Consider the following 19,823-nt stretch of genomic DNA (forward strand, 5'->3'; position numbering starts at 1 on the left):
TGTCTGTTGCCGCCCCTTTCGTCTGGCGGTGCCCGAGTAACCTCGCCTTAGCCCCGTTTCCACACCCCGCTCATCGAACCGGACATGCAGATCTCCCGCATCAAATGTGATCGAACTCATTTGATGCGATATGTGGTGTTGGCTCAAATGTGGTCTTGCGGGGACGGGACGAGGTTCGTCAGCGGCGCGTGCCAATTGAAGGCCACATAAATCGGCGTCGGAGTAGCGTCGGAGATCCGAAGGATAACTCGGAGATCCGATCATGTTCGGTACGTTGTTTCATTACCCTCGTGTACTGGCTCGTCATCGCAATGGTCCATCGGCCGATGATCGAGAACGCTATCTGGCCCACTGCGCACAGGGTGGTGCAGCCCATTCAACGTTGTTGGGCCTTGCACCTGAGCTCGTGGCTATCTCCCAGCGTATCGCGCTCGACAACGGGCGATTGATTCCGCCTGCGGAGGTCGAGATGGCGGCCGATCGCTGGGTTCGTTACCAGCGACGGCATCAGCGAATCCTGACGGGAAGGTTCTCGCGGGAACGGTTTATTCGGACCGCTACGGCCTGGCTTCGCTTCCTGGGACGACTACAGGAGCAGCAACCTGAAACGCCGCCGTTCGGCGATCTTGTTCAACGGTTTGACAGCTACTTGCGCGAGGAGCGCGGCCTGTCGTCACACACGATCCACAATCGATGCTGGCACGTTCAGGCGTTTTTGTCCTGGCTCAGCGAGCAAGGAAGCAGCATCGGCGAGATGCGACTCGAACAGGTCGACGCCTTTTTTGCACTGAGACGATTGCAAGGCTGGTCCCGGGTATCGATGGTCAGCGTTGCCGGCGCGCTGCGAAGTTTCCTCCGCTACGCCGGTGAGCAAACCTGGTGCTCGAAGAAACTCGCCGCCGGTATCGAAGGACCGCGTCTGTTCAGCCACGAGACGCTTCCAGCCGGGCCGAAGTGGGAAGACGTGCAGCGACTCATTCGCAGCACCGATACGGACAGTCCCCAAGATATTCGGGACCGCGCCATTCTGTTGCTCCTGGCGGTCTACGGGCTGAGAAGGAGTGAAGTCGTTGCTCTGACTCTGGACGACGTGGACTGGGAACATGACATCCTTCACATCAGCCGTCCAAAGCAGCGGAGCAAGCAGGACTACCCGCTTACAGTCGAGGTAGGTGAAGCAATTCTGCGATATCTGGAACAGGTGCGACCTCATATTGTCTCGCGCTCCTTGTTTCTCACCATACGAGCCCCGTTTCGTCCGCTCGCGCCTACGAGTCTGCACTACCTGGTCAACCGACGATTGCGAGTTCTGGATGTCAGTTGCCGTCGTGGTGGACCGCATTCACTTCGACACGCGTGCGCGACCCGCCTCGTGGCAGAGGGACTCTCACTCAAGGAAATCGGTGACCACCTGGGTCATCGCAGCGCCCATGCAACGCGCACCTATGCCAAGGTCGATCTGGCTGGTCTGAGGCACGTTGCAGACTTTGCCCTGGGAGACTTGCTATGAAACTGCCTGAAGCGGTCGCCGCGTACGTGGCCTACAAACAGTCACTGGGGATGCGCTTTGCCACTGAGGCGCGTACCTTGAAGTCCTTTCATCGAACGCTCGGCGACATCGATATGCGCGAGGTCGACGCCGATCGTGTCTATGCGTTCCTTGTCGGCAATGGTCCCATCACGGCTTTCTGGCATCGCAAGCTCAGCGCGCTGCGCGGCTTCTACCGCTTTGCCATTGCTCGCACCTACACCACCAGTTCGCCATTACCCTTAACGGTACCAAGGGAACCCCGAACCTTCGTGCCGTACATCTACTCGCGAGAAGAGATGAAGCGTCTACTCGCGGCGACGGCTGATCGTGACCGCTGCAATCTGTCATCGCTAACCTGCCGCACGCTCCTGCTACTGCTCTATGGTACCGGGCTTCGCATCGGCGAGGCTGTCGGTCTGAATCTGGCAGATGTCGATCTGGCCTCCGGAATCCTTTGCATTCGTGAAACCAAGTTCTACAAGACACGGGTTGTGCCGACTGGAACAGATCTGACATCGGTGCTGGCCGGGTACGCCGTCGAACGCAATAAATGCCCGCCACTCGACCCCGACGCTGCCTTTCTGCTGACGAAGCGCGGACAGCGTCTATCCAGAGCCGGCGCCGAGTATGCCTTCAAACAATTGCGTGAACGCGCACACGTACGTCGTGACGATGGTGCGCGGTATCAGCCGCGACTTCATGACCTTCGGCACACCTATACGGTTACCCGGTTGGTCTCCTGGTATCGCGAAGGCGCCGATGTGCAACGCCTGCTGCCCCAGCTGGCAACCTATCTTGGTCACGTGCATATTGGCGCCACCCAGCCCTACCTGACCATGACGCCAGAGTTGCTGCGGCAGGCGAGCTTACGTTTCGAGCGCTACGCCCGGGGAGGCGACGATCATGCGTGACACAACCCTTCTTGGACCCTGGGTCCGGCGCTTCCTGCTCGAGCACCTGATCAGCGAGCGGAACCTCGCTCGCAACACTCAGCAGAGCTACCGCGACGCGCTGTGCCAACTGATCCCTTTCGTTTCAGGTCGAGCCCACAAACCGGTCGATCGGCTGGCAATGATAGATGTGTCGGCCGAGATCGTCCGGGACTTCCTCTCAGATATCGAAGTCTGTCGCGGATGCAGCGTCGCAACGCGGAATCAGCGCCTGGCTGCTATCCATGCTCTGGCTCGATTCGTTGGCGAGCACAGCCCGGAACATATCCAATGGTGCACACAGCTGCGCTGCATCCCCTACAAGAAGACTACAAGAGCGGTGGTGCCCTATCTCGACAAACCTGAAATGGATGCGCTCCTTGCTTGTCCAGATCGACGTACATCTCAAGGTCGCCGTGACTACGCCCTGTTGCTGTTTCTCTACAATGCCGGTGCACGGGCAGACGAGGCGGCCCACCTGACGATCGGCAACGTCGATGCGATCTCCAGCAGCGTGAGCGTTCTCGGCAAGGGCCGCAAACAGCGCCAGTGTCCGCTATGGCCCGACACCGCACAAGAGTTGTGCAACCTCGCGGGCCAACGTCCACCGCAGGAACGGGTATTCCTCAATCGCTGTGGGCAACCCCTGACGCGTTTCGGCATTCACGCAGTCGTGGAGCGTTACGCTGTCAAGGCGCGAGCCAATATGCCCTCGCTCGCATCCAAGCGCGTCAGCCCGCACAGCATCAGACATTCAACTGCGACCCACCTGCTCCGATCCGGCGTCGATATCAACACCGTACGGGCGTGGCTTGGTCATGTCTCCATTGATACGACCAACGTTTACGCCGAAATTGATTTGGAGACGAAGGCCAATGCTCTGGCGCAGCTTACTATCCCCAGCAATCGAAAGGCGAACAGGCGGTGGGCCAAAGATCCCGCGCTGATGGCGTTTCTCCGGTCCTTGTAGGCTTTTTATGTGGCGTTCAGCCGGCCGGATCCTGTCAGGATCGCGGCTCGGGCGCCGCACGACCACATTTGAACCAACACCACATATCGCATCCGGCTCTCGGACAAGACATCACGCCTTCGTACACGGCACGTTACACCCAAGGCCCCGTCAGGCGCACGAGACCGAAGTGCTTGTAGAGATGCGGGCGTGGATAGCCCCCGTGCCTGCTTCGCCTGACTTTGTACTTGTTGCGTAACCACCGGCGCAACCGCGTCGCGGTGTAGCTGTCGAGCGCCCGATATGCGCGTCTGTCCGTGCCTACGTTGAAGTAGTTCGCCCAGCCGCGTAACGTGCGGTTCAACTTGCCCACCAGTTCCGTGGTTTCTTGCCACACCGTCCTGAGAGCAGTCATCGCATGGATCTTTTCGACCATGCGACGGATACTCTTCTTCGACGGGCGCATGCCCATACGGGCCTGGCCTGTCGTCGCCGAGTACAGCCGCCCAAGGTGTAACCCAGGAAGTCGAATTCGCCTTCCGGCACCTGGCAGATTCGTGTCTTCTCCTCATTGACCGTCAACTTCAGCTTGCCCATGATCGCGCGCAGTCGCGACAAGGTTTCCTCAGCCTTACCCCGCTTGCACAGGATCACGAGATCGTCCGCGTAGGTCACGATTCGACTGCCAGGACTTCGCTCAAGCCCGAGCTTCTTCCATGCCAGCACAAACCGGCGCATGTACACATTTGCCAGCAGTGGTGAGATGGGTGAACCCTGGGGAATGCCGCGCCTGCTGTCCCTGGCCTCCGTCGTACGTTTCTTCCGGCCTCGGTCATCGGTTTCTTCAACGGGCATTCCAGCCTCATCCTGATCAGATGCAGCACGCGCCGATCGACGATGCGTCGCGCGAGCGACAACATCAATTCGGCGTGGGGAATACTTCCGAAGTAGTCCGCAAGGTCGGCGTCAACAACGTCCGTACGACCGCGAAACAGCAGTTCCTCCACCTCGACTACCGCTCGCTGGGCATTGCGGCCCGGCCGGTAGGCGTACTGCTCGGGTGGAAGGTCGGCTTCGAAGATCGGTTCGAGCACCAGCATCGCTGCTGTCATGCACACCCGGTCCCGCAGGGTCGAGATGCCCAGTGGCCTCAGCTTGCCATTGGCCTTCGGGATAAATACTCTTCTGATAGGGTCCGGCCGGTAATTCTCCTGCCTGAGCGCAAGCGCCAGTTCGCCGAGCCACCGCTGCACCCCATACGCTTCGACCGCCGCGAAGTCCTGCCGATCGACACCCGGCGCGCCCCTGTTCGAGCGACACTGGGCGTACGCATGCGCCAGCACATCCTCGCGATAGATCTTGTCGTACAGCGCGTAGAAGCGATACCCGGCTTCTGCCTTCGCTTTAGCGTGTAACGCCATCTGCAGCTTCTGAACACGAATCGGAGTTGATAGGTTGCCCAATCTCCACGTCCTCACTACGTATTGCGTCTGTCTTGAACTGAGGCCCCTTCCCTCCACCGGCATTACCCGGCTTCAGCGGTACTACGGGCCTCTCCGTCATCCCAAGGCGCCCGGCCTGTCCCTCACGGGCGTCCGGTTGGTCATCCCTGACCACGCCGAGGGACTTCCCGTGTTGCGTACGCTTTCCTTGTGTACATGCTGTCGCCACTACCCCGGCGCAGCGACTGGGCGTCCAGCCTGCTCATTCGCCCAGCCGTATCAGCCTTCCCCGATAGGGTTGTCGGGTCGGCCTGCGCATCGACCTTTTCGAGGTTTGCTCGGCGTTCACTCGCGTTACGGCCTGCACACTCGCGCTGTCACCAATTTGTGACACGCATCGCCGAAGGCTTCAGCCATTTCGTTACCTCCATAGCTGCTCCGAATTAGAAAGGACTTCCCCCATCCCGTGGCGTAGCGATATGCCACGATGGTTGGTGCTGGCAACCCATCTGAGAAGGGGAAAGTCATGGAGAAGATTACTCGTATCGGCGTCGACCTCGCCAAGAACCTGATCGTGGTACATGGAGTCGGACTCAATGGAGCGCGTGGCGGTCAGGAAGGCGATCCCAAGGCAGAAGTTTCTCGAATGGTTCGCCAGTCTCGAGCCCTGCCTGGTGGCCATGGAAGCCTGCAGCGCGGCCCACTGCTGGGGCCGAAAGCTGCGCGCGCTCGGCCACGAAGTCCGCCTGATCGCCCCACAGTTCGCCGCGGCGTACCGCAAAGGCGGAAAGCACGTGAAGAACGACCGGCTGGACGCGGAAGCCATCTGTGAAGCGGCGAGTCGCCCCCATATGCGTTTCGTCGCGCTGAAGACCGCTGACCAGCAGAACGTGCTGGTGCTGCACCGGATGCGCAGCGGCTTTGTCGAGGAGCGTACAGCATTCGTCAACCGCCTGCGTGGCGAACTGTTCGAGTTCGGCGTGTTCCTCCCACAAGGCATCGACGCGTTCCGTGCCCACTTCGTCGAGGCACTGGAGGACGGGACCACAGAGCTGGACGGTATCGCACGCGCCGCGCTCCTCGCCGGCTGGCATCACATCCACGCCCTCGACGAGCAGATCGCGTGGTGTGACTCGCAGATTGCCGCGCGGGTCAAACATGACACCAGCGCGCAACGCCTCATGGCCGTCGTTGGTATCGGGCCGCTCACCGCGTCGGCCGCCGTCGCGACCGTCGGTGACGCGCGCGTGTTCAGCAACGGACGGCAATTTTCCGCCTGGCTTGGCTCTGTGCCCAAACAGGCCAGCAGTGGCGGTAAGACCCGGCTCGGCCACATCACCAAGCAGGGCAACACCTATCTGCGCACCCTGCTGTTCCAGGGTGCTCGCTCGGCCCTAACGAGTGCACATCGACGAACCGACCGGCTGTCGCGCTGGATCGTTCAACTCCGCGCGCGGGCGGGCTGGTATCGAACGCTGGTCGCCATCGTCAACAAGCACGCGCGAATCCTCTGGGCGATCCTCGCCAAAGGCGAGCGCTTCGATCCCTCCTATACCCCGATCCGTCCGTCGTGACTCGTGAGCCGCACCACGGATCCCTGAAACGCAGGACACCACCGTACAGCACCCCAAAGGGGCCACTCCCAACACAAGGACGCAATAGGCATGGATAGCGACAGGTCAGACCGGCAGCAGGCGAACTCGAGGAAGCTCCAGGCGACGCATCTCATGCGTGGCGCCGCGCTCCGGATGGAGTCCTGCTGCGCGGTTACTATCCGGGCCCGGGCACAGAAGCGACAGTGCCCCAACAAGGCCGTTTATAGGTATGCAGTCTGCCCCGCCGCCGGTCTGCCATCGCGTCCGCCACAACGTCGGAATCAATCAATGACCGAATGAACACCAAGCTTGCAAAAAGGGAAAGTCCTTATAGGTTGCTTCCGGCTGGAGCGGTTGCCGGGTGGGGCTTGCACCCGCTGGAAAGCGCCACCTTTTCACGGCGCACACCCTGTCCGGCCATTGACCCAAGTGCAGTGAACCTCCGGTGATCTACTGGGACCAGCCGACCAACGGACGGCATGAGACGGTGCCGTAATTGTACCTACAAGCTGGTGTGCAGCTTTGCTTGCCTTCCTGAAGGCCGGACTGGGTTGGGGCGGCATGCCGCTGCACGTCGTTCAGGCCGACGTGGACAGTGGCGCGCTCGTGCCGCTGGAGTTTGAAGAGACGCGGGCGAACGTTGCCATTTCTCTGTCGGCCATCTACCGGACCGATACGCCACCTGGCCCTGCCGGGCGGTGGCTGCTCGATCAGATCAAGGCGGTTGCGGGTCAGGTGAAGACCGCACGCCCGTCATTCTGACGCGTCAGGCGGTGCGGCACCCTGCCAGGAAAAAGGCGACGCTCTCCTTTACGTGAGGCTCGATCTGCGCCCGCAGGACCTCCAGGTTTTCGCCAACGAGAGCGCGCATGAGCAGCGGGCCAACGATCAGATCAAGAAAAAACCGCGTTGTGCGCTCGATGCGTGCGGGTCCGAGGGCGGGGAACCGCCGGATGTCCGCTGCATTCGCGGCCCCGCGCAGGGCTTCCAGGGCGGCTGCGGCACCGCGCTCGCGTGCGCCTCGCCCGAAATGGGCAAGTTCAGGGACGCGGCGCGCTTCCGCCGCGGACAGCCGCATGAAGTCGATGACCTCGCCTGCGAGCAGTTGCCCAAGCATCTCCTGTCCGATGTTGCTCAACCTCGCCTCGAGGGTTGCCCCGGTGTTCCCATAGTTGCCGAAATGCGCGCTCACCCTTGCAGCGTTGCGCATGCCCACCGCCGCAAAGAGCGCCTCCTTGGTCGCGAACCGCGCATAAATACTGGGTTTGCCGGCACGCGCCAGGCGGGATATTTCGTCAATGCTCGCGCCGTGGAGGCCGCGCTCCACGAATACCTGGTAGGCGGCGTCCAGGATACGTTCGTCAACCTCGCCGGAGAGCGTTCCCGGAGGGCGTCCGGTGCGCCCGGAAGAGCTCGCGGAGGCAACATGTCCCTCCTTTTTGGGGACGACGATTTTAGGGTTTGGCATGCGTGGGGCGGACGTGGCCTGGGTAATGGAACATCACTGATGTAACACGACGGGTGTTGGGCTGTAAAGAAACGAAACGATTTCGTTTCGATAATGTTTGACGCGTCGAACTGCGCCTGCTACGTTAATAGAACGAAACCGTTTCGTTCAGTTTCCACCGACTGGTTCAAAGGAGCGTGTCAAATGAATACCGAAATCACCATTCGCCCGAAGCTTCAGCACTTCGGGCTGGTCACCGGCAACCTCGATGCGATGACCGAATGGTATCGCCAGGTGCTGGGCATGACGATCAATCATCGCTTCGGCAACGACGGGGGCGCACAGGGTGGGCCGCCTTTCCGGGCAGCATTTGTCAGTAACGATGAGGTGCACCACCGCATCGTGTTCTTTGAGCTGCCGGGCCATGCGCCGGATGCCAGTCGACGGGCCGGCATGCAGCATGTTGCATTCGAATACCGCACGCTGGACGACCTGTTGGGCACTTACGTGCGCCTGAAGGGCCTTGGCATCATGCCTCTGTTTGCTGCAGGTGAAGGCTTCCAAACCGTATTCAATTACGCGGACCCGGATGGCAACGCGGTCGAACTCAACGTCAACAACTACGGCAACGACTGGACCGCAACCGAGCACATGCGCAACCCCCCGCAGGGGCATGCACGGCGGAGCGTCGTCGATCCCGACAAGCTGGTCGCCGCGCGTCTCGCAGGCGTTATGCCGGAGCAGATCCATGAGCGCACTATGGCCGGCGAGTTTGTGCAGGAGCGGGCACACGGCGGGCATCACGTCAGTCATCCATGAGTGTGGTGGGTCATGTCAGCCGATGCGGACCGCCCGCCAGTGCGCGTCATGGCCCCCCTGTTTGGGGTGGTGGCTATCGACGCCATCGGCATGGGGGTCATTTTGCCGCTGCTGCCGTTCTATTCGCAGCACTTTGGCGCCAGCCCGTTCGCCCTCGGCGCGCTGGTGGCCATCTTTTCGCTCGGTCAGTTCATCGCCGCCCCGATGCTCGGCAGACTTTCCGATCGCTTTGGACGCAAAGTGGTCCTGCTGGGTAGCCAGATCGGCACGTTTGTCAGCCTCGTGCTGCTCGCCTGCGCAGGCAACCTTCTGATTGTCTTTCTGGCGCGTATCCTGGACGGCATCACTTCTGGAAATCTTTCGGTCGCGAGTGCCTATGCGGTTGATCACAGCTCACCGCAAAACCGGCGTCGCGCTATCGGACTCGTCAGCGCAGCCGTCGGGGTAGGTATGATGGTTGGCCCGTCACTCTCAGCGGGGTTATCGCGTATCTCGATCTCCGCTCCGATCTTGGCTGCGGCGTTATTGTCGGCGTTGAGCGCGACGGTCAACCTGATCTTCCTGCCGGGCGACGATAAATCAGCGCCGAGTAAAGGAAAGCGTCAGGTGCTGTCCCTATGGCGCACGCTTCGGTCTCCGGGCGCTGCGCCGGTGCTTCTTGTGCTGGCACTGTTCTATTTTGGCTTTTCCATGTACGTCTCGCAGTTCGCGCTGTTTCTTCAGGCGCACTACGTCTGGAACGGAGCCGCTTTTGGACCGCGTGAGGTGGGCTATATCTTCACCGCATCCGGGGCCATCAACATCATCGTTCAGACCGTCGCGATGAAAAAACTCGATGAAGTGATTCCTGAGAACCTGCTTGCTGCTGTCAGCCTGCTACTGTTTTCCATAGGGTTGAGCATTTTCAGTTTTCTACCAGGGCTTGCGCCGCTGGCCGTCGGCCTTGTCATGGCAAGTGTAGGAACGGCGATGACCAGGCCAACACTGATGGCCGCGTTGTCCATGACATCGTCACCTCAGCAGCAGGGTGCAATCATGGGCTTGAATACGTCGCTGATGGCGGTCTGCAACGTCATTGCGCCACTTGTTGCGGGGGCGCTCATTGATCACGGCCTGTATTTCGGCTGGGCTTTCGCCATTGCCTCCATTATGGCTGCGGGTGGTTGCTGCACCCTTGTTCTGGTCAGGCTGAAGAAATGGCCGGGTGGCTCACCCGAATCCCCTGGGGATTACCAGACCCGAGCCGATTGCAGTCGAATCGCATAGTCGAGATGCAAGATGAAAATCACGCGCGCTCTGACGAGCAGCGCCTTCAGTTCCGCGTTCTTCGCGGAGGGAAGCAGCGCGTTGTCCACCGCATGAACCAATTGCTGGTGATATGTGATCTCTTGATAGAGGTAGTCTCCGTCGAACGCGTACTCATCGGCCGCATTCAACCTGGCGAGGTTGTCATCCCCTTCGTTCCGGAACGCCTCGCTCATCCTGCTATTTTCGGGGTGGAGCATCAGCCTCTGCGTCAATTCGACGGCTGATTGATACAAGTCCCTGTGTTCTGCAACCATTTTTCCAGCGAAATTCTGGATGCTTCTTCTCTGGCTTCGGCTTAGCGCGAGGTTGCCCGCCTCGATTTCGGCTCGATTCGCGACCATGAGGATGGCGGCGATTTGCTGGTCAGTGTGTTGCGCGTGTACGTCATACATGCGCAGCGACAATGCAGCGAGTAACACCAGCGCGGCGGCTTTGCGGCTCGGGATCATCTTTCGCCTCCGGTTCAAACCATTGAATGGACACGTCTGCTGCGGTACTGCATCGACCGGTTGAATCCGCCGGTCGAAATCAGTCAATCGGATGGCTGGTTTAGCGCCGTGGTGCGTAACCGCTCATGGCCGATCTTTGTCCGACGTCGATCGACGGCACGCGAGCCACTTTTACCCTTCGACTTGGCAAGACCGCAGCAGCAGCTTCCAAAGTAGCGGCTGTTCACGCGGATGTCTATGCCCACACAAGGCGCGCGCGACGGTCAAAAGGAGAGCCTTGACCGCCTGCCTCGAAGTACTCAGCTTCAACGTCCGATACAAATACTACGAGCGTCATAATCACGCGGGCGCTAGCTGGAGCGCAAACACGCGCCAGTTGAGGCGTTCAGCGTTCCTTGCCATGTGTACTGGAGTCGGGCGCCTCTGTGCAGCGCGTTGAGGCGTAACCTTTCAGCACGCTGATCGTGCACGTGGTGAGGTGGCTTCCAATGCGTCACGCGTTCGGATCTGCGGTGAAGCCTCGCCAGCGATACCGCGGCTGCTCATTCGCGAACTCGCCCGATGATCGGCCTGCCAGCGGGCGCGCGTCTGGATACGGGCTTTCCCTTAATCGTGCAAGCAGCTTTGTTAGAAGCGGAATGTTGGCTATCTTTGACTCACCATCTGCAAGGCCGAACGAGGGAGGCAATCATGAAAGCATGGAACGTCGTGAATCTGCTCGTCGTCGTGGGATGCGTGACGTTGACGTCGAACGTCTACGCGCAAGCCAGCACTGTTATGCCGATGGGCTCGGGTCCGGCTGCAAGTTCAGGCAAGGCGACGCCAGCGGACAGGAAGCTGGCTCGGGATGTACGCAAGGCGTTGTCGAAAGCGCCCAACTTCAACGTGTCGAACGTATTCGTCAAGGCGCGCGGCGGTGTCGTGACATTATCCGGCAGCGTGTCGGACGGTCCTCAGATCCAGCAGGCCGCGGAAGTGGCGAAGGGCGTGCCGGGTGTAACGTCGGTGAGTAACCATCTGACGCTCTATACGAAAGGGTATTGACCCTTCGAGGCGGCGCCGGGAAGTACTGACCGTTTTCAGCCGTGAATATTGCAAGGAGCCGACGCTTCGTGAAATTTCACGCGCTTCTTTAGCGCCTTCGATTTGCAATAGCGTTGGCAACGTTACGCCGTTCTTCGCCGCTGTCATTCGGCAAGAATCGACACGAGCATTTCAGGCGGGGCCGATCTACAGCCAAGTCGCGCCAGAGCACAGATTCATGTTCCAGGCACGGCTCCGGCGCTTCTGTGAGGGGGCTCAGCACCGCCGGTTGCGATTGGCGGTACCCGACCCGGAGCAGCCCTTCGATCCGGCGCGAACTCAACGTCAGTTGCCAATGGGCGGATTCAACCGGTCGATGCAATAGTTCGATGGAACCGTTCAGCCGGTGTTTCGTAATCCAGTGTCTTCCTTGGACTGCAGCCGGTCATCCATGTCTGATCCTGGCGATCACGAACAATGGTTCGGACCGCCTAGCAGCGGATCAACGTCGCATCTCAGCGGTTGGCGAGGGCGGCCCGTTGAAATGGCTGACTATAGAGATAGGACATTCGGAAGTAACGTCGAATATGTGCGCATGGGGCATCCACATTGGAGCCGACGCCGAGCGATTCGAAGCAGTTGCCGTAAATCTATTCGAACTGCAATTGCCCATTTTTTTTATTTCTTGCCGCTTTGTCGAGCCCGTTATGCACTTCAAGCTGCACGCCGATTATCGGTCATTGAGGGTCGCGCGATCCGGGGCGGAAATACGCACCAGCAACCGTCGTCGTGCCGAAAGAAAAAGATTGCATGCGAGCCGTTCGGCGCTGATGCCTCGACCTGCACGTAGCGCCTCCGGTCTTCCCGTATATGCCCAAACTGGAGTACGCGAATTTGCGTGTGCGGAGCGGGCGCAAGCCACTTTTCCACCAGATAATGCAGGGACTTCTCGGCAGTGTTCATGACCATCTCCTTCGATCGCGTCCCTCAGCCTGCTAGCGGCTCAAGCGCTGCGACCTGAGCACAATGCGACGGGATGATTAAAGCGTAGGGCCGGACGTCAATTTACGATAGTTAATGTTTTTTACGATAACGATAATATGTTATTTATACGTCCGTCTTTCAGACGGACGTTGCACTGCCCTAACCGGGCGGGTCGCACATTTCTGACTCCGCTCGCCGACGCGATTGTTCGACTCGAAGCATCCCGCGTGAACGATCACGCCCTTAGCAGGCCGAGGTAAAATCGCCGATCATAGCTCGCAGGACATCCGGGCATCAGTGACCGAAGTAGATCGAGTGAGTACCTTCGGTCGCCGTTGGCGCACCCGCCTGCGAGGAGCCATCCGACACTCCGCCTTCGCCTGTGCTCCCCGACATCGTGACGTTCTGCGCTTGAAGCCGCGCCTCAGCCGCCTGGATATCTGCCGGGTAGTGCACATCATTGGCGGCCGGCCGGTACCCGGCGTGTTCTAGCCGAACTAGATCAGCGCGCACTTCGGCACGTGACAACGGCGCGGTAGCGTCCTGTGCAAAAGAGACCGCGGGAGCGACAAGTACGCCGGCAACCAGCGCTGCATAGATAAGAGCCTTCATAGTGAATCACCTCCTGAATTTAGGGTATGGTGAGCTTCACGCGCGATGATTGAAGCCCCCGATCTCACCATCTCGTCGGAAACGGGAGTGAGTAAGCTTCATTCTGTACAACGAAGGTTGATGCACGCTGACGCTCACATTACATTGATGTCATGTTCGGATTGCCTGCGAAGCGTAACCAGCAGAAATCATCGGCAAGAGATACGTTTGGCTGCAACCGTCGAATGGTCTATCGAACGCTTTTTGGCCACGCTTGCGATGCGGCAATCTGAACTGTCGTTTGCTAGATCAGGGACGACCATCGCGACGTAGTTCGGGAGGGTCAAACACGCTGTTACTGAAGCACCCGCGCGGTGAAAGCGGGTGCTCGACACGGGCTGCGGATGCGGGGGGCGAGTTCCTGCTTCGGCCGGAAACGCAATGATGGTGTCTTGAATCCGAACGTCTGTTGGCAGGGGCGGAGAAGACCTTCGAATGTCCGTTTGGAAGCTCGGACCAACGACCGTAGTTGGCCGAGAGCACCAGTTCAATGAATGTCCTGTAGAGCGACCCGTTGAAAATCGTCGAGGGCCGCTTTCGGGCGGCTTGTGTGGATGAGTTCACGTGGCGGGAATTCGAAACGACCGGGCGGCATTCTCACATGAGCATACTCAATGAGACGCAGCCTCGATTCGGGCAGGCGATTGCCGAAGCGGCGTGCCCCTCGGGAAAGAAGCTGAACGAAAGAACGGCCAGGAAAATCCCGGCCACCCTCCCGTCAAGCCAGGACCGTCATACGGCCCATGCCGGCTTCAGTGCGTCGGCGTGAACGAAACGCCGCGCAGCACTTCCGCAAACCCTGCACTACGCACCGTGACGAACTGTTCCTGGGCGGCGCCCGCAGCGGTCGTGTTCTTCAGCAAATCGCGGATTGCCACCAGCTTGTTCGGGTCCGCGCCTGTGTCGCCGTTGCCGCTGACGGTCGACGTGATCGCCCACAGCATTACAGTGCCGTCGCTCTCGACAGTGCCTGTCAGGTTACGCAGGCCGTCGGTTGCCGGTGCCCACGGCAGACCCGTTGCCACGTTCGATCCGGTCGGATAGCCGTTCACCGTGTACTGTTGGCCGAGGCTCAGGCCTTTCTGCAACGTGTACGCCAGCGTCCAACTCTTCGTCCCCGCGTTGTACACCCACTTCTGCAGGCCAGCGAGCGGCTGCGCGGCTGCATGCGTGTACAGGTCCGAACCGCCCGCGTAGCCGTCGCCTTCGTCCGCCACGTACAGCGTGTTCTTATCCGCGAACCACAGGCCGAACGGGTAGTGCGTCGGGTTCGCCGACTTGTTCGGCGTGGTCGGGAAGCCGGCGAGCACGCACATGTTGCTCGGAAGGCCGTTGGTTTGCAGCGTCGCGGCGCTAAACGTGAGCGGCCTGGTCGGCAGCGTCGCGTTCGGGGCCGGCACGCCCACGCCCGACGGGCACGCGGTCCCCGTCGTATCGAGGAAATACACGGTGTTCACGCCGTTGCTGCCGCTGCCCTTCGTGTAGTACAGCACGTTGTTGTAGATCGTCAGACCGCGGAAATTGTCGTCCTTGCCGATCTTGTCGGCCTTTGCACCGAGTTCGGTAACGGAAAAGCTGCCGACGGGCGTCGGCGTGCCCGGCGTTTGCTGTGCTTCGTGCTGGCTCGATGCGTCGAGCACCTGCGCGCCAGCGCCAAGCACGATGCCGTTCGGCTGCGGGTTCCCGCCATTGCCTGCGTTGCCAGCCGTATAGATGATGTTCTGGCCGTTGCTGTCGTTCAGGATTGCGGCACGGCCGTTGTTGCCGCTGTACGCGTTGGTTTCCGTGAACTTGAACTGGCCGTTCTCATCAACACGCGCCACTGCGCGATAGACGTTCTGGCCGACCGGGTTGGTCGGATCGACCGCGCCCGGCGTGTTCGAGTTAGACGCATCGATCATGTCGACCGGAGCGACGTAACCCATGAACGTCAGGTACTTGCCGTCCGTCGACAGATTCAGCGCCATTTCCGACTTCGACGTGAAGCTCGTCACCATCTGGTCGCCACCCTGGCCCGGATGCACGCTGTTCGGCACCTCACCGGAGCGACGTAACCCATGAACGTCAGGTACTTGCCGTCCGTCGACAGATTCAGCGCCATTTCCGACTTCGACGTGAAGCTCGTCACCATCTGGTCGCCACCCTGGCCCGGATGCACGCTGTTCGGCACCTCAAGTGTGTTGACGAGTTCGCCGCGCGGCGTGATCTGGTCGAGGTAGGCTCGCGCAGTGATGCCGAAGCTCGGGTCATAGATCACGTTGTTCCACACGTACGGATAGGTACCGCCGTTCGGCGCGCCGGTCGCTGCCGAGCAGCCGCTTTGCGTGGTTGCGCAGCCCGGCGGCAGCACCGTGCCGGTTTGAACGTTGCTCGACAGATTGCTCTAAACACTGCGGCTGACGACCAGGTTGCCGGGCTGGAACTCGCGTGCATGGGCCGCTTGTGTCGCCACGCTGGCGGCGATCAGGGTGAGGGCAGTCGCGGGTCGCAGGAAAATTGTTTGCATGTACAGACTCCGAATGTTTTGAAGAAATCGGTTGAGTTTTCTGGCTCTCTGCATGGCACAACATGGGTACGACTGCTGTGGCTTTAGCTATGCTTAATGAAAGAATGATTGCCGCAACCTTCCAAACTTATAGGATCTGGCTAACTGACAGGTTGCGTCGGCAACGAGATCGAGCGCCAGGGCACACTGTCGACGTAGATTTGACTGCGGCCCTTCAGCGTCGTGTAGTACGAGGGACAGCGCTGGGTTGCGAGTTACGGACTGCGTCCCTTGGGAAGTTCAAGCAGCGCATGCCCCGAGCACGAGGCGGCCCCCGTCCAGGGGTATACGCTGGTTAGCGAGCCGATGATCGTTTGCAGCCTGGACCGGTCAATCGGGCCTACCTGCGTCCACCGTCCCTTGAGGGTCGAGAGTGTGAGTTCGCTGATGCGGAAAGCTGCCGTAGGGTTGCTCGATGACGTCACCGTCAGCGGTCCGCCACATTGCCGACGTAGAACACCAACCGTGCCAATGTCTGCAATGGCCGAGAAGCGGGCCAGTAGGCGTTGTCACGTTAGCGCGCTGGTCAGCTAAGATGACGTGATGAAGAAGACGAAATCGCTCTTCCATGGCCATCGATTCCCGGCGTCAGTCATCAGCCACGCGGTTCGGTGGTATTTCCGCTTTCAACTCAGCCTTCGCGACATCGAGGAGCTACTGTTCGAGCGCGGCGTGGTTGTCAGCCATGAATCGATCCGGCGGTGGACGGACAAGTTCGGCGCCAGTTTTGCGCATCAGGTCAGGACTGCCCGTCGCAAGCCGGGCAGCACATGGCATCTCGACGAAATGTTCGTGACGCTGCGCGGCGAGCCCTGGCTGCTGTGGCGTGCAGTCGATGAGCACGGCATTGAACTCGACATCCTGCTTCAGAAGCGCCGCGACAAGGCCGCTGCCAAACGCTTCTTCAAACGGGTGTTGGCGGCCTGTCCTGCGGCGCCAAAGAAAATCGTCACCGACCAGTTGCGCAGCTACTCGGCCGCGAAAACAGAGATCCCTGAGCTGGCGAATGTGAAGCACGTGTTCGTCAAGGCCTGTGCGCGCGTGAACAACCGCGCTGAAAACAGATCCTCTCAAGAAACCCAATGGAAAAGGTTGGTTTTCATGGAGTCGGCGCGTTTGGCTGGAGCTGGAATCCGAGGGCGGAAGCACGTCGCCTGAGGGCTGCGATGCTGCGCTGGCGCTGCTGTTCCTCATAGCGCTGCTGCCCCTGGTCGACGAAGGCTTCGCCGCGCGTGAGCATGAAGTACACCATGCGGGCAAGCTTGTGGGCGACCGCGGTATTGGCGCGCGGCTTGTCCATGCGTGAGCACAGCCGGCGGTAGAACGCGCCGAGCGCCGAGTCGCTGCGCGACAGGCTCATGGCTGCCATTTTCAGCGCCTGCCGGGCGCGGTTGGCGGAGGGTCGTGTGCCGGAAGACAGCGTCTTGCCGCCACTGATCTTCGTGGCGGGGCACAGGCGCAGCCACGAACAGAAGTGCTTGACGCTGGCAAAGCGGCTCAGATCCGGGCCGATCTCGGAGAGGATCGTCATCACGGTGGCCACGGACAGGCCGTTGATGCGCGTCAGGTCCACGCCCGTCCAGCGCGCGAGCGCGGTACGCGCGTCGAACCGGGGGGCGTTCTTCTGGCGTTTCTTGTCCGGCCCGGCCAGCTGGACGTCGTGACGCCCCAGGGGGACCAGCAGCGCCTCGGTCTTCGCATCGCACTCGAGGATACGCTCGGCGAGACCGTCGAACATTGCGAGCGCCTGCGCGAGCACGAACAGGTGCTCCTCGCGCCAGTTGCCGGTCGGCGCCCTGATGATGTCTTCGGTACTGGCCTTGACGAGACTGTGGCGGAAACGCGCGAGCACCTTCGGATCGCGTTCGCCGGCCACGATCGCGCGGATGATCGCCTGTCCGGTCGTACCCATCACGTCCGTGAGTACCTCGGTGAGCTGGAGGTTCATCTGCAGCAGTGCCTTCTGCATGCGCTGCACCCAGCTACCTTGTTCGGTGAGCAGCAGCTCGCGCTGCCGCACCACCGCGCGCACCACGCAGACCTCGCCAGCGGGGCGCCAGGCCGCACGCAGCAGTCCGAGACTCATGAGCTTCTGCAGCCACTGGCAGTCCTGTACGTCGCTCTTGCGCCCCGGCACGTACTTCATCTGCCGCGCATCGACGAGCCAGACTGTCAGCCCGCGCTGCTCGAGCACCTCATACACCGGGATCCAGTAGACGCCGGTGGATTCCAGCGCCACGGTATCGACGCCGCACGCGAGCAGCCAGTCGGCCATCGCGTGCAGGTCACCGGTCATCGTGCCGAACTCGCGCACCGGCTGGTCGTCGGCCGTCCGGGGGGCTGCCACCCAGTGGCTGGACGCGCCCACATCGATCCCGGCGGCGTTCGGATACACCTCATCGTCTTCCCGCTTGCGCATGGCCATGGCCTGCTCCTGGCTGGTTGGTTCAGGGCAGCACCAGGGGGAAGCGTCTGAATCGACTCGATCTCTCAAACGGGATGCAGCTCGCGCCGCTCACCAATGTCACCGACGATTCCCGGACCATGCTATGTACCGGGCTCGCCGCACGGCGTCCGGGGACGTCGCATGCGCGCACAAGTGATCTTCCGGTCATCACGGCGCTGCCGCCTGTGTTATAGCCCATCATCGTTTCTTCCGGAACACCGGGGACGATTGGCGGCCTTGGGAAGCTATGAAGCATCCAGGTCGTCGACTGGCTAATGCCTAGAATCGGCGTACCGAGGTTTGCTCACGGGAGAGCATCATGCGTACAGATCAGGGATACACGCGTACTGAGGAACCGGCGCTGGCGGTATCACTCGAACTCGCCGCGGCGAAGTGGAAGGTAGCGTTGCACGACGGGCAGCGGGAGCAGCCGGCGGTGTATACCGTAGCGCAACCGCAAGCCCCCGCGCGCCCCTACAGGCCGTGCTGGAAGTGATCGAACAACAGAAGCTGAAGTGGTCGCTGCCCGCGGGCGTGCACCTTGTCGTGAGTTATGAAGCCGGCCAGGACGCGTTCTGGATCTATCGGGCGCTACGGGCACGCGGTATCGAGTGTCATGTGGTCGATCCAGCGAGCATTCCGGTCGAGCGCCAAGCGGCGTGCCAAGACTGACCGGCTTGATGCAATCAGGCTGGTGATCAGCCTGCGCGCGTGGCTGCGGCGAGCGCGACCGCATGCACGTGGTGCACGTGCCGTCACCGCAGGACGAAGCGTCCCGCCATCTGATGCGCGACCGAGGGGAACTGCAGAAGGAGGTGCTACAGCATCGTGACCGGATGCGCAAACTGCTTGTCACGCTCGGCTGCTGGGATGAGGTTGACCACAAGGCCTTCGCCGCCCGCCTCGCCCGTGACCAGGTGCGGTGTCACGACGGTGCGCCACTGCCGCGCGAGCTGCGGGAGCGGCTGCTGCGCGAGTGCGAACGGCTGGCGCTGGCCGTGCAGCAACTCGCGGCACTCGAGAAAACGCAACACGCTGGCCTGCCCGCACCCGCACGCGAAAGGATCGATCTTCTGACGCAGCTAAATGGCATTGGCCCGGTGGGTGGCTCGCGTCTGGCGCTCGAGCTGTTCTGGCGGGACTTCCATAACCGGCGCGAAGTTGGGGCCTGCGTAGGGCTGGTTCCACAACCCTACGACAGTGGCGAGAGCCAGGTGGACCAGGGGATCAGCAGGCAGGGCAACCGTCGCGTGCGCGCACTGCTGATTGAGATGGCGTGGTGCTGGATCCGTTACCAGCCTGGCAGTGCACTGACGCAGTGGTTCAACCAGCGCACGCAAGGCACGGGACCGAATCGCCGCGTGCGGCGCATTGCGATCGTCGCAGTAGCACGACGCCTCGCGATCGCGCTGTGGCGTTACTTGCAGGACGGCGTGATACCCGAAGGCGCACAACTGAAGTCAGTCTGAGCCCGAAAGGTATCGCGACAACGCAATCAAGGGAGGTACGATACCTGTCGATAGAGAGTTTGCAGTGAACATGCCCGTGTTGATGGCGGGTTGCTAACGCGACCGATTAAACAGATGGGGCATGCTCCCGGAACAGGTTCCGGCGTAACGCGCATAAAGGATGAGGCTGGCCATACGCCAGCGGATAGAAGTTGGTGAGACGTTGCTGTCTTACGCGCGCGATAAGCGGCTTCAGG

General features: G+C 60.9%; 19 protein-coding genes and 4 pseudogenes. 11 read left to right on the top strand and 12 right to left on the bottom strand.

Annotation, left to right across the window (positions count from 1 at the left end; translation table 11 throughout):
• Positions 1–262 precede the first annotated feature (262 nt).
• From OKW28_RS10250 to OKW28_RS10260, 3 genes are read left to right on the top strand one after another with little or no spacing between them, the layout of a single operon-like run.
• A complete protein-coding gene (locus OKW28_RS10250) occupies positions 263–1,510 on the top strand; it encodes a tyrosine-type recombinase/integrase (protein WP_429445222.1) in 1,248 nt (415 codons plus the stop codon).
• A complete protein-coding gene (locus OKW28_RS10255) occupies positions 1,507–2,442 on the top strand; it encodes a tyrosine-type recombinase/integrase (RefSeq protein WP_429445224.1) in 936 nt (311 codons plus the stop codon). The genes OKW28_RS10250 and OKW28_RS10255 overlap by 4 nt, the downstream gene beginning before the upstream one ends.
• Complete coding sequence (locus OKW28_RS10260) at positions 2,435–3,430, top strand: tyrosine-type recombinase/integrase (RefSeq protein WP_429445226.1); 996 nt, start codon at positions 2,435–2,437, stop codon at positions 3,428–3,430. The genes OKW28_RS10255 and OKW28_RS10260 overlap by 8 nt, the downstream gene beginning before the upstream one ends.
• A gap of 133 nt (positions 3,431–3,563) precedes the next feature.
• On the opposite strand, the gene OKW28_RS10265 is transcribed toward OKW28_RS10260, so the two are convergent.
• The 3 genes from OKW28_RS10265 to OKW28_RS10275 are packed head-to-tail and all read right to left on the bottom strand — an operon-like array spanning position 3,564 to position 4,872.
• Entirely contained in the window at positions 3,564–3,845 is a 282-nt protein-coding gene (locus OKW28_RS10265) for a group II intron maturase-specific domain-containing protein (RefSeq protein ID WP_429445228.1), read from the bottom strand.
• Positions 3,821–4,192: a reverse transcriptase/maturase family protein gene (locus OKW28_RS10270; RefSeq protein ID WP_429446910.1), complete on the bottom strand. Its 372-nt coding sequence runs from the start codon at positions 4,190–4,192 to the stop codon at positions 3,821–3,823. The genes OKW28_RS10265 and OKW28_RS10270 overlap by 25 nt, the downstream gene beginning before the upstream one ends.
• Positions 4,081–4,872, bottom strand: coding sequence for a reverse transcriptase domain-containing protein (locus OKW28_RS10275; protein ID WP_429445230.1), 792 nt, complete (start codon positions 4,870–4,872; stop codon positions 4,081–4,083). The genes OKW28_RS10270 and OKW28_RS10275 overlap by 112 nt, the downstream gene beginning before the upstream one ends.
• Positions 4,873–5,377: 505 nt before the next feature.
• On the opposite strand from OKW28_RS10275, the pseudogene OKW28_RS10280 reads away from it, so the two are divergent.
• Positions 5,378–6,425: pseudogene (locus tag OKW28_RS10280) on the top strand (IS110 family transposase).
• Positions 6,426–6,968: 543 nt separating this feature from the next.
• A complete protein-coding gene (locus tag OKW28_RS10285) occupies positions 6,969–7,208 on the top strand; it encodes a LysR substrate-binding domain-containing protein (protein WP_429445232.1) in 240 nt (79 codons plus the stop codon).
• A 4-nt stretch (positions 7,209–7,212) separates the two neighbouring features.
• Here OKW28_RS10285 and OKW28_RS10290 read toward each other — a convergent pair whose 3' ends face one another.
• Positions 7,213–7,914: a TetR/AcrR family transcriptional regulator gene (locus tag OKW28_RS10290; protein ID WP_429445234.1), complete on the bottom strand. Its 702-nt coding sequence runs from the start codon at positions 7,912–7,914 to the stop codon at positions 7,213–7,215.
• Positions 7,915–8,097: 183 nt separating this feature from the next.
• Between OKW28_RS10290 and OKW28_RS10295 the strand changes: the two genes are divergently transcribed.
• Together OKW28_RS10295 and OKW28_RS10300 are read left to right on the top strand one after the other, a co-directional pair.
• Positions 8,098–8,712, top strand: a complete 615-nt coding sequence (locus OKW28_RS10295) for a VOC family protein (protein ID WP_429445235.1) — start codon at positions 8,098–8,100, stop codon at positions 8,710–8,712.
• A 12-nt stretch (positions 8,713–8,724) separates the two neighbouring features.
• On the top strand, positions 8,725–9,978 hold the full coding sequence (locus OKW28_RS10300; RefSeq protein ID WP_429445237.1) for an MFS transporter: 1,254 nt from the start codon (positions 8,725–8,727) through the stop codon (positions 9,976–9,978).
• On the opposite strand, the gene OKW28_RS10305 is transcribed toward OKW28_RS10300, so the two are convergent.
• Positions 9,942–10,556 (bottom strand): DUF4142 domain-containing protein, encoded by a 615-nt coding sequence (locus tag OKW28_RS10305; RefSeq protein ID WP_429445239.1) that lies wholly within the window; start codon positions 10,554–10,556, stop codon positions 9,942–9,944. The two genes, OKW28_RS10300 and OKW28_RS10305, sit on opposite strands and share 37 nt — an antisense overlap.
• A gap of 603 nt (positions 10,557–11,159) precedes the next feature.
• Between OKW28_RS10305 and OKW28_RS10310 the strand changes: the two genes are divergently transcribed.
• Positions 11,160–11,513: a BON domain-containing protein gene (locus OKW28_RS10310; RefSeq protein ID WP_429445241.1), complete on the top strand. Its 354-nt coding sequence runs from the start codon at positions 11,160–11,162 to the stop codon at positions 11,511–11,513.
• Between the two features lie 54 nt (positions 11,514–11,567).
• Here the strand turns inward: OKW28_RS10310 and OKW28_RS10315 are convergent.
• The 3 genes and pseudogenes from OKW28_RS10315 to OKW28_RS10325 form a co-directional block, all read right to left on the bottom strand.
• Positions 11,568–11,710 (bottom strand): annotated as a pseudogene (locus OKW28_RS10315) (XdhC family protein); the annotation flags it as partial.
• Positions 11,711–12,206: 496 nt separating this feature from the next.
• Entirely contained in the window at positions 12,207–12,455 is a 249-nt protein-coding gene (locus OKW28_RS10320) for a hypothetical protein (protein ID WP_429445243.1), read from the bottom strand.
• A 315-nt stretch (positions 12,456–12,770) separates the two neighbouring features.
• A complete protein-coding gene (locus OKW28_RS10325) occupies positions 12,771–13,088 on the bottom strand; it encodes a DUF4148 domain-containing protein (protein WP_429443982.1) in 318 nt (105 codons plus the stop codon).
• Positions 13,089–13,641: 553 nt separating this feature from the next.
• On the opposite strand from OKW28_RS10325, the gene OKW28_RS10330 reads away from it, so the two are divergent.
• Complete coding sequence (locus OKW28_RS10330; RefSeq protein WP_429445245.1) at positions 13,642–13,896, top strand: hypothetical protein; 255 nt, start codon at positions 13,642–13,644, stop codon at positions 13,894–13,896.
• Here the strand turns inward: OKW28_RS10330 and OKW28_RS10335 are convergent.
• The 3 genes from OKW28_RS10335 to OKW28_RS10345 are packed head-to-tail and all read right to left on the bottom strand — an operon-like array spanning position 13,880 to position 15,633.
• Positions 13,880–15,151, bottom strand: a complete 1,272-nt coding sequence (locus tag OKW28_RS10335) for a hypothetical protein (RefSeq protein WP_429445246.1) — start codon at positions 15,149–15,151, stop codon at positions 13,880–13,882. The two genes, OKW28_RS10330 and OKW28_RS10335, sit on opposite strands and share 17 nt — an antisense overlap.
• Positions 15,118–15,477: a hypothetical protein gene (locus OKW28_RS10340; protein ID WP_429445248.1), complete on the bottom strand. Its 360-nt coding sequence runs from the start codon at positions 15,475–15,477 to the stop codon at positions 15,118–15,120. The genes OKW28_RS10335 and OKW28_RS10340 overlap by 34 nt, the downstream gene beginning before the upstream one ends.
• A gap of 33 nt (positions 15,478–15,510) precedes the next feature.
• Complete coding sequence (locus OKW28_RS10345) at positions 15,511–15,633, bottom strand: hypothetical protein (protein WP_429445250.1); 123 nt, start codon at positions 15,631–15,633, stop codon at positions 15,511–15,513.
• 582 nt (positions 15,634–16,215) lie between these two features.
• Between OKW28_RS10345 and OKW28_RS10350 the strand changes: the two are divergent.
• Positions 16,216–16,755 (top strand): annotated as a pseudogene (locus OKW28_RS10350) (IS6 family transposase); the annotation flags it as partial.
• Between the two features lie 16 nt (positions 16,756–16,771).
• On the opposite strand, the gene OKW28_RS10355 reads toward OKW28_RS10350, so the two are convergent.
• Positions 16,772–18,097, bottom strand: coding sequence for an IS110 family transposase (locus tag OKW28_RS10355; protein ID WP_429445252.1), 1,326 nt, complete (start codon positions 18,095–18,097; stop codon positions 16,772–16,774).
• Positions 18,098–18,437: 340 nt separating this feature from the next.
• Between OKW28_RS10355 and OKW28_RS10360 the strand changes: the two are divergent.
• Positions 18,438–19,587 (top strand): annotated as a pseudogene (locus OKW28_RS10360) (IS110 family transposase).
• The last annotated feature ends 236 nt before the right edge of the window (positions 19,588–19,823 follow it).

The organism is Paraburkholderia sp. 40, assembly GCF_050434105.1.
Lineage (GTDB): Bacteria > Pseudomonadota > Gammaproteobacteria > Burkholderiales > Burkholderiaceae > Paraburkholderia > Paraburkholderia tuberum.

Bases quoted from the DNA above. Each gene is read 5' to 3' on its own strand.
- OKW28_RS10355 (WP_429445252.1), bottom strand. From the start codon at position 18,097: ATGGCCATGCGCAAGCGGGAAGACGATGAGGTGTATCCGAACGCCGCC.
- OKW28_RS10320 (WP_429445243.1), bottom strand. From the start codon at position 12,455: ATGAACACTGCCGAGAAGTCCCTGCATTATCTGGTGGAAAAGTGGCTT.
- OKW28_RS10325 (WP_429443982.1), bottom strand. From the start codon at position 13,088: ATGAAGGCTCTTATCTATGCAGCGCTGGTTGCCGGCGTACTTGTCGCT.
- OKW28_RS10295 (WP_429445235.1), top strand. From the start codon at position 8,098: ATGAATACCGAAATCACCATTCGCCCGAAGCTTCAGCACTTCGGGCTG.
- OKW28_RS10250 (WP_429445222.1), top strand. From the start codon at position 263: ATGTTCGGTACGTTGTTTCATTACCCTCGTGTACTGGCTCGTCATCGC.
- OKW28_RS10265 (WP_429445228.1), bottom strand. From the start codon at position 3,845: ATGGTCGAAAAGATCCATGCGATGACTGCTCTCAGGACGGTGTGGCAA.
- OKW28_RS10290 (WP_429445234.1), bottom strand. From the start codon at position 7,914: ATGCCAAACCCTAAAATCGTCGTCCCCAAAAAGGAGGGACATGTTGCC.
- OKW28_RS10310 (WP_429445241.1), top strand. From the start codon at position 11,160: ATGAAAGCATGGAACGTCGTGAATCTGCTCGTCGTCGTGGGATGCGTG.
- OKW28_RS10300 (WP_429445237.1), top strand. From the start codon at position 8,725: ATGTCAGCCGATGCGGACCGCCCGCCAGTGCGCGTCATGGCCCCCCTG.
- OKW28_RS10260 (WP_429445226.1), top strand. From the start codon at position 2,435: ATGCGTGACACAACCCTTCTTGGACCCTGGGTCCGGCGCTTCCTGCTC.
- OKW28_RS10255 (WP_429445224.1), top strand. From the start codon at position 1,507: ATGAAACTGCCTGAAGCGGTCGCCGCGTACGTGGCCTACAAACAGTCA.
- OKW28_RS10345 (WP_429445250.1), bottom strand. From the start codon at position 15,633: ATGCAAACAATTTTCCTGCGACCCGCGACTGCCCTCACCCTGATCGCC.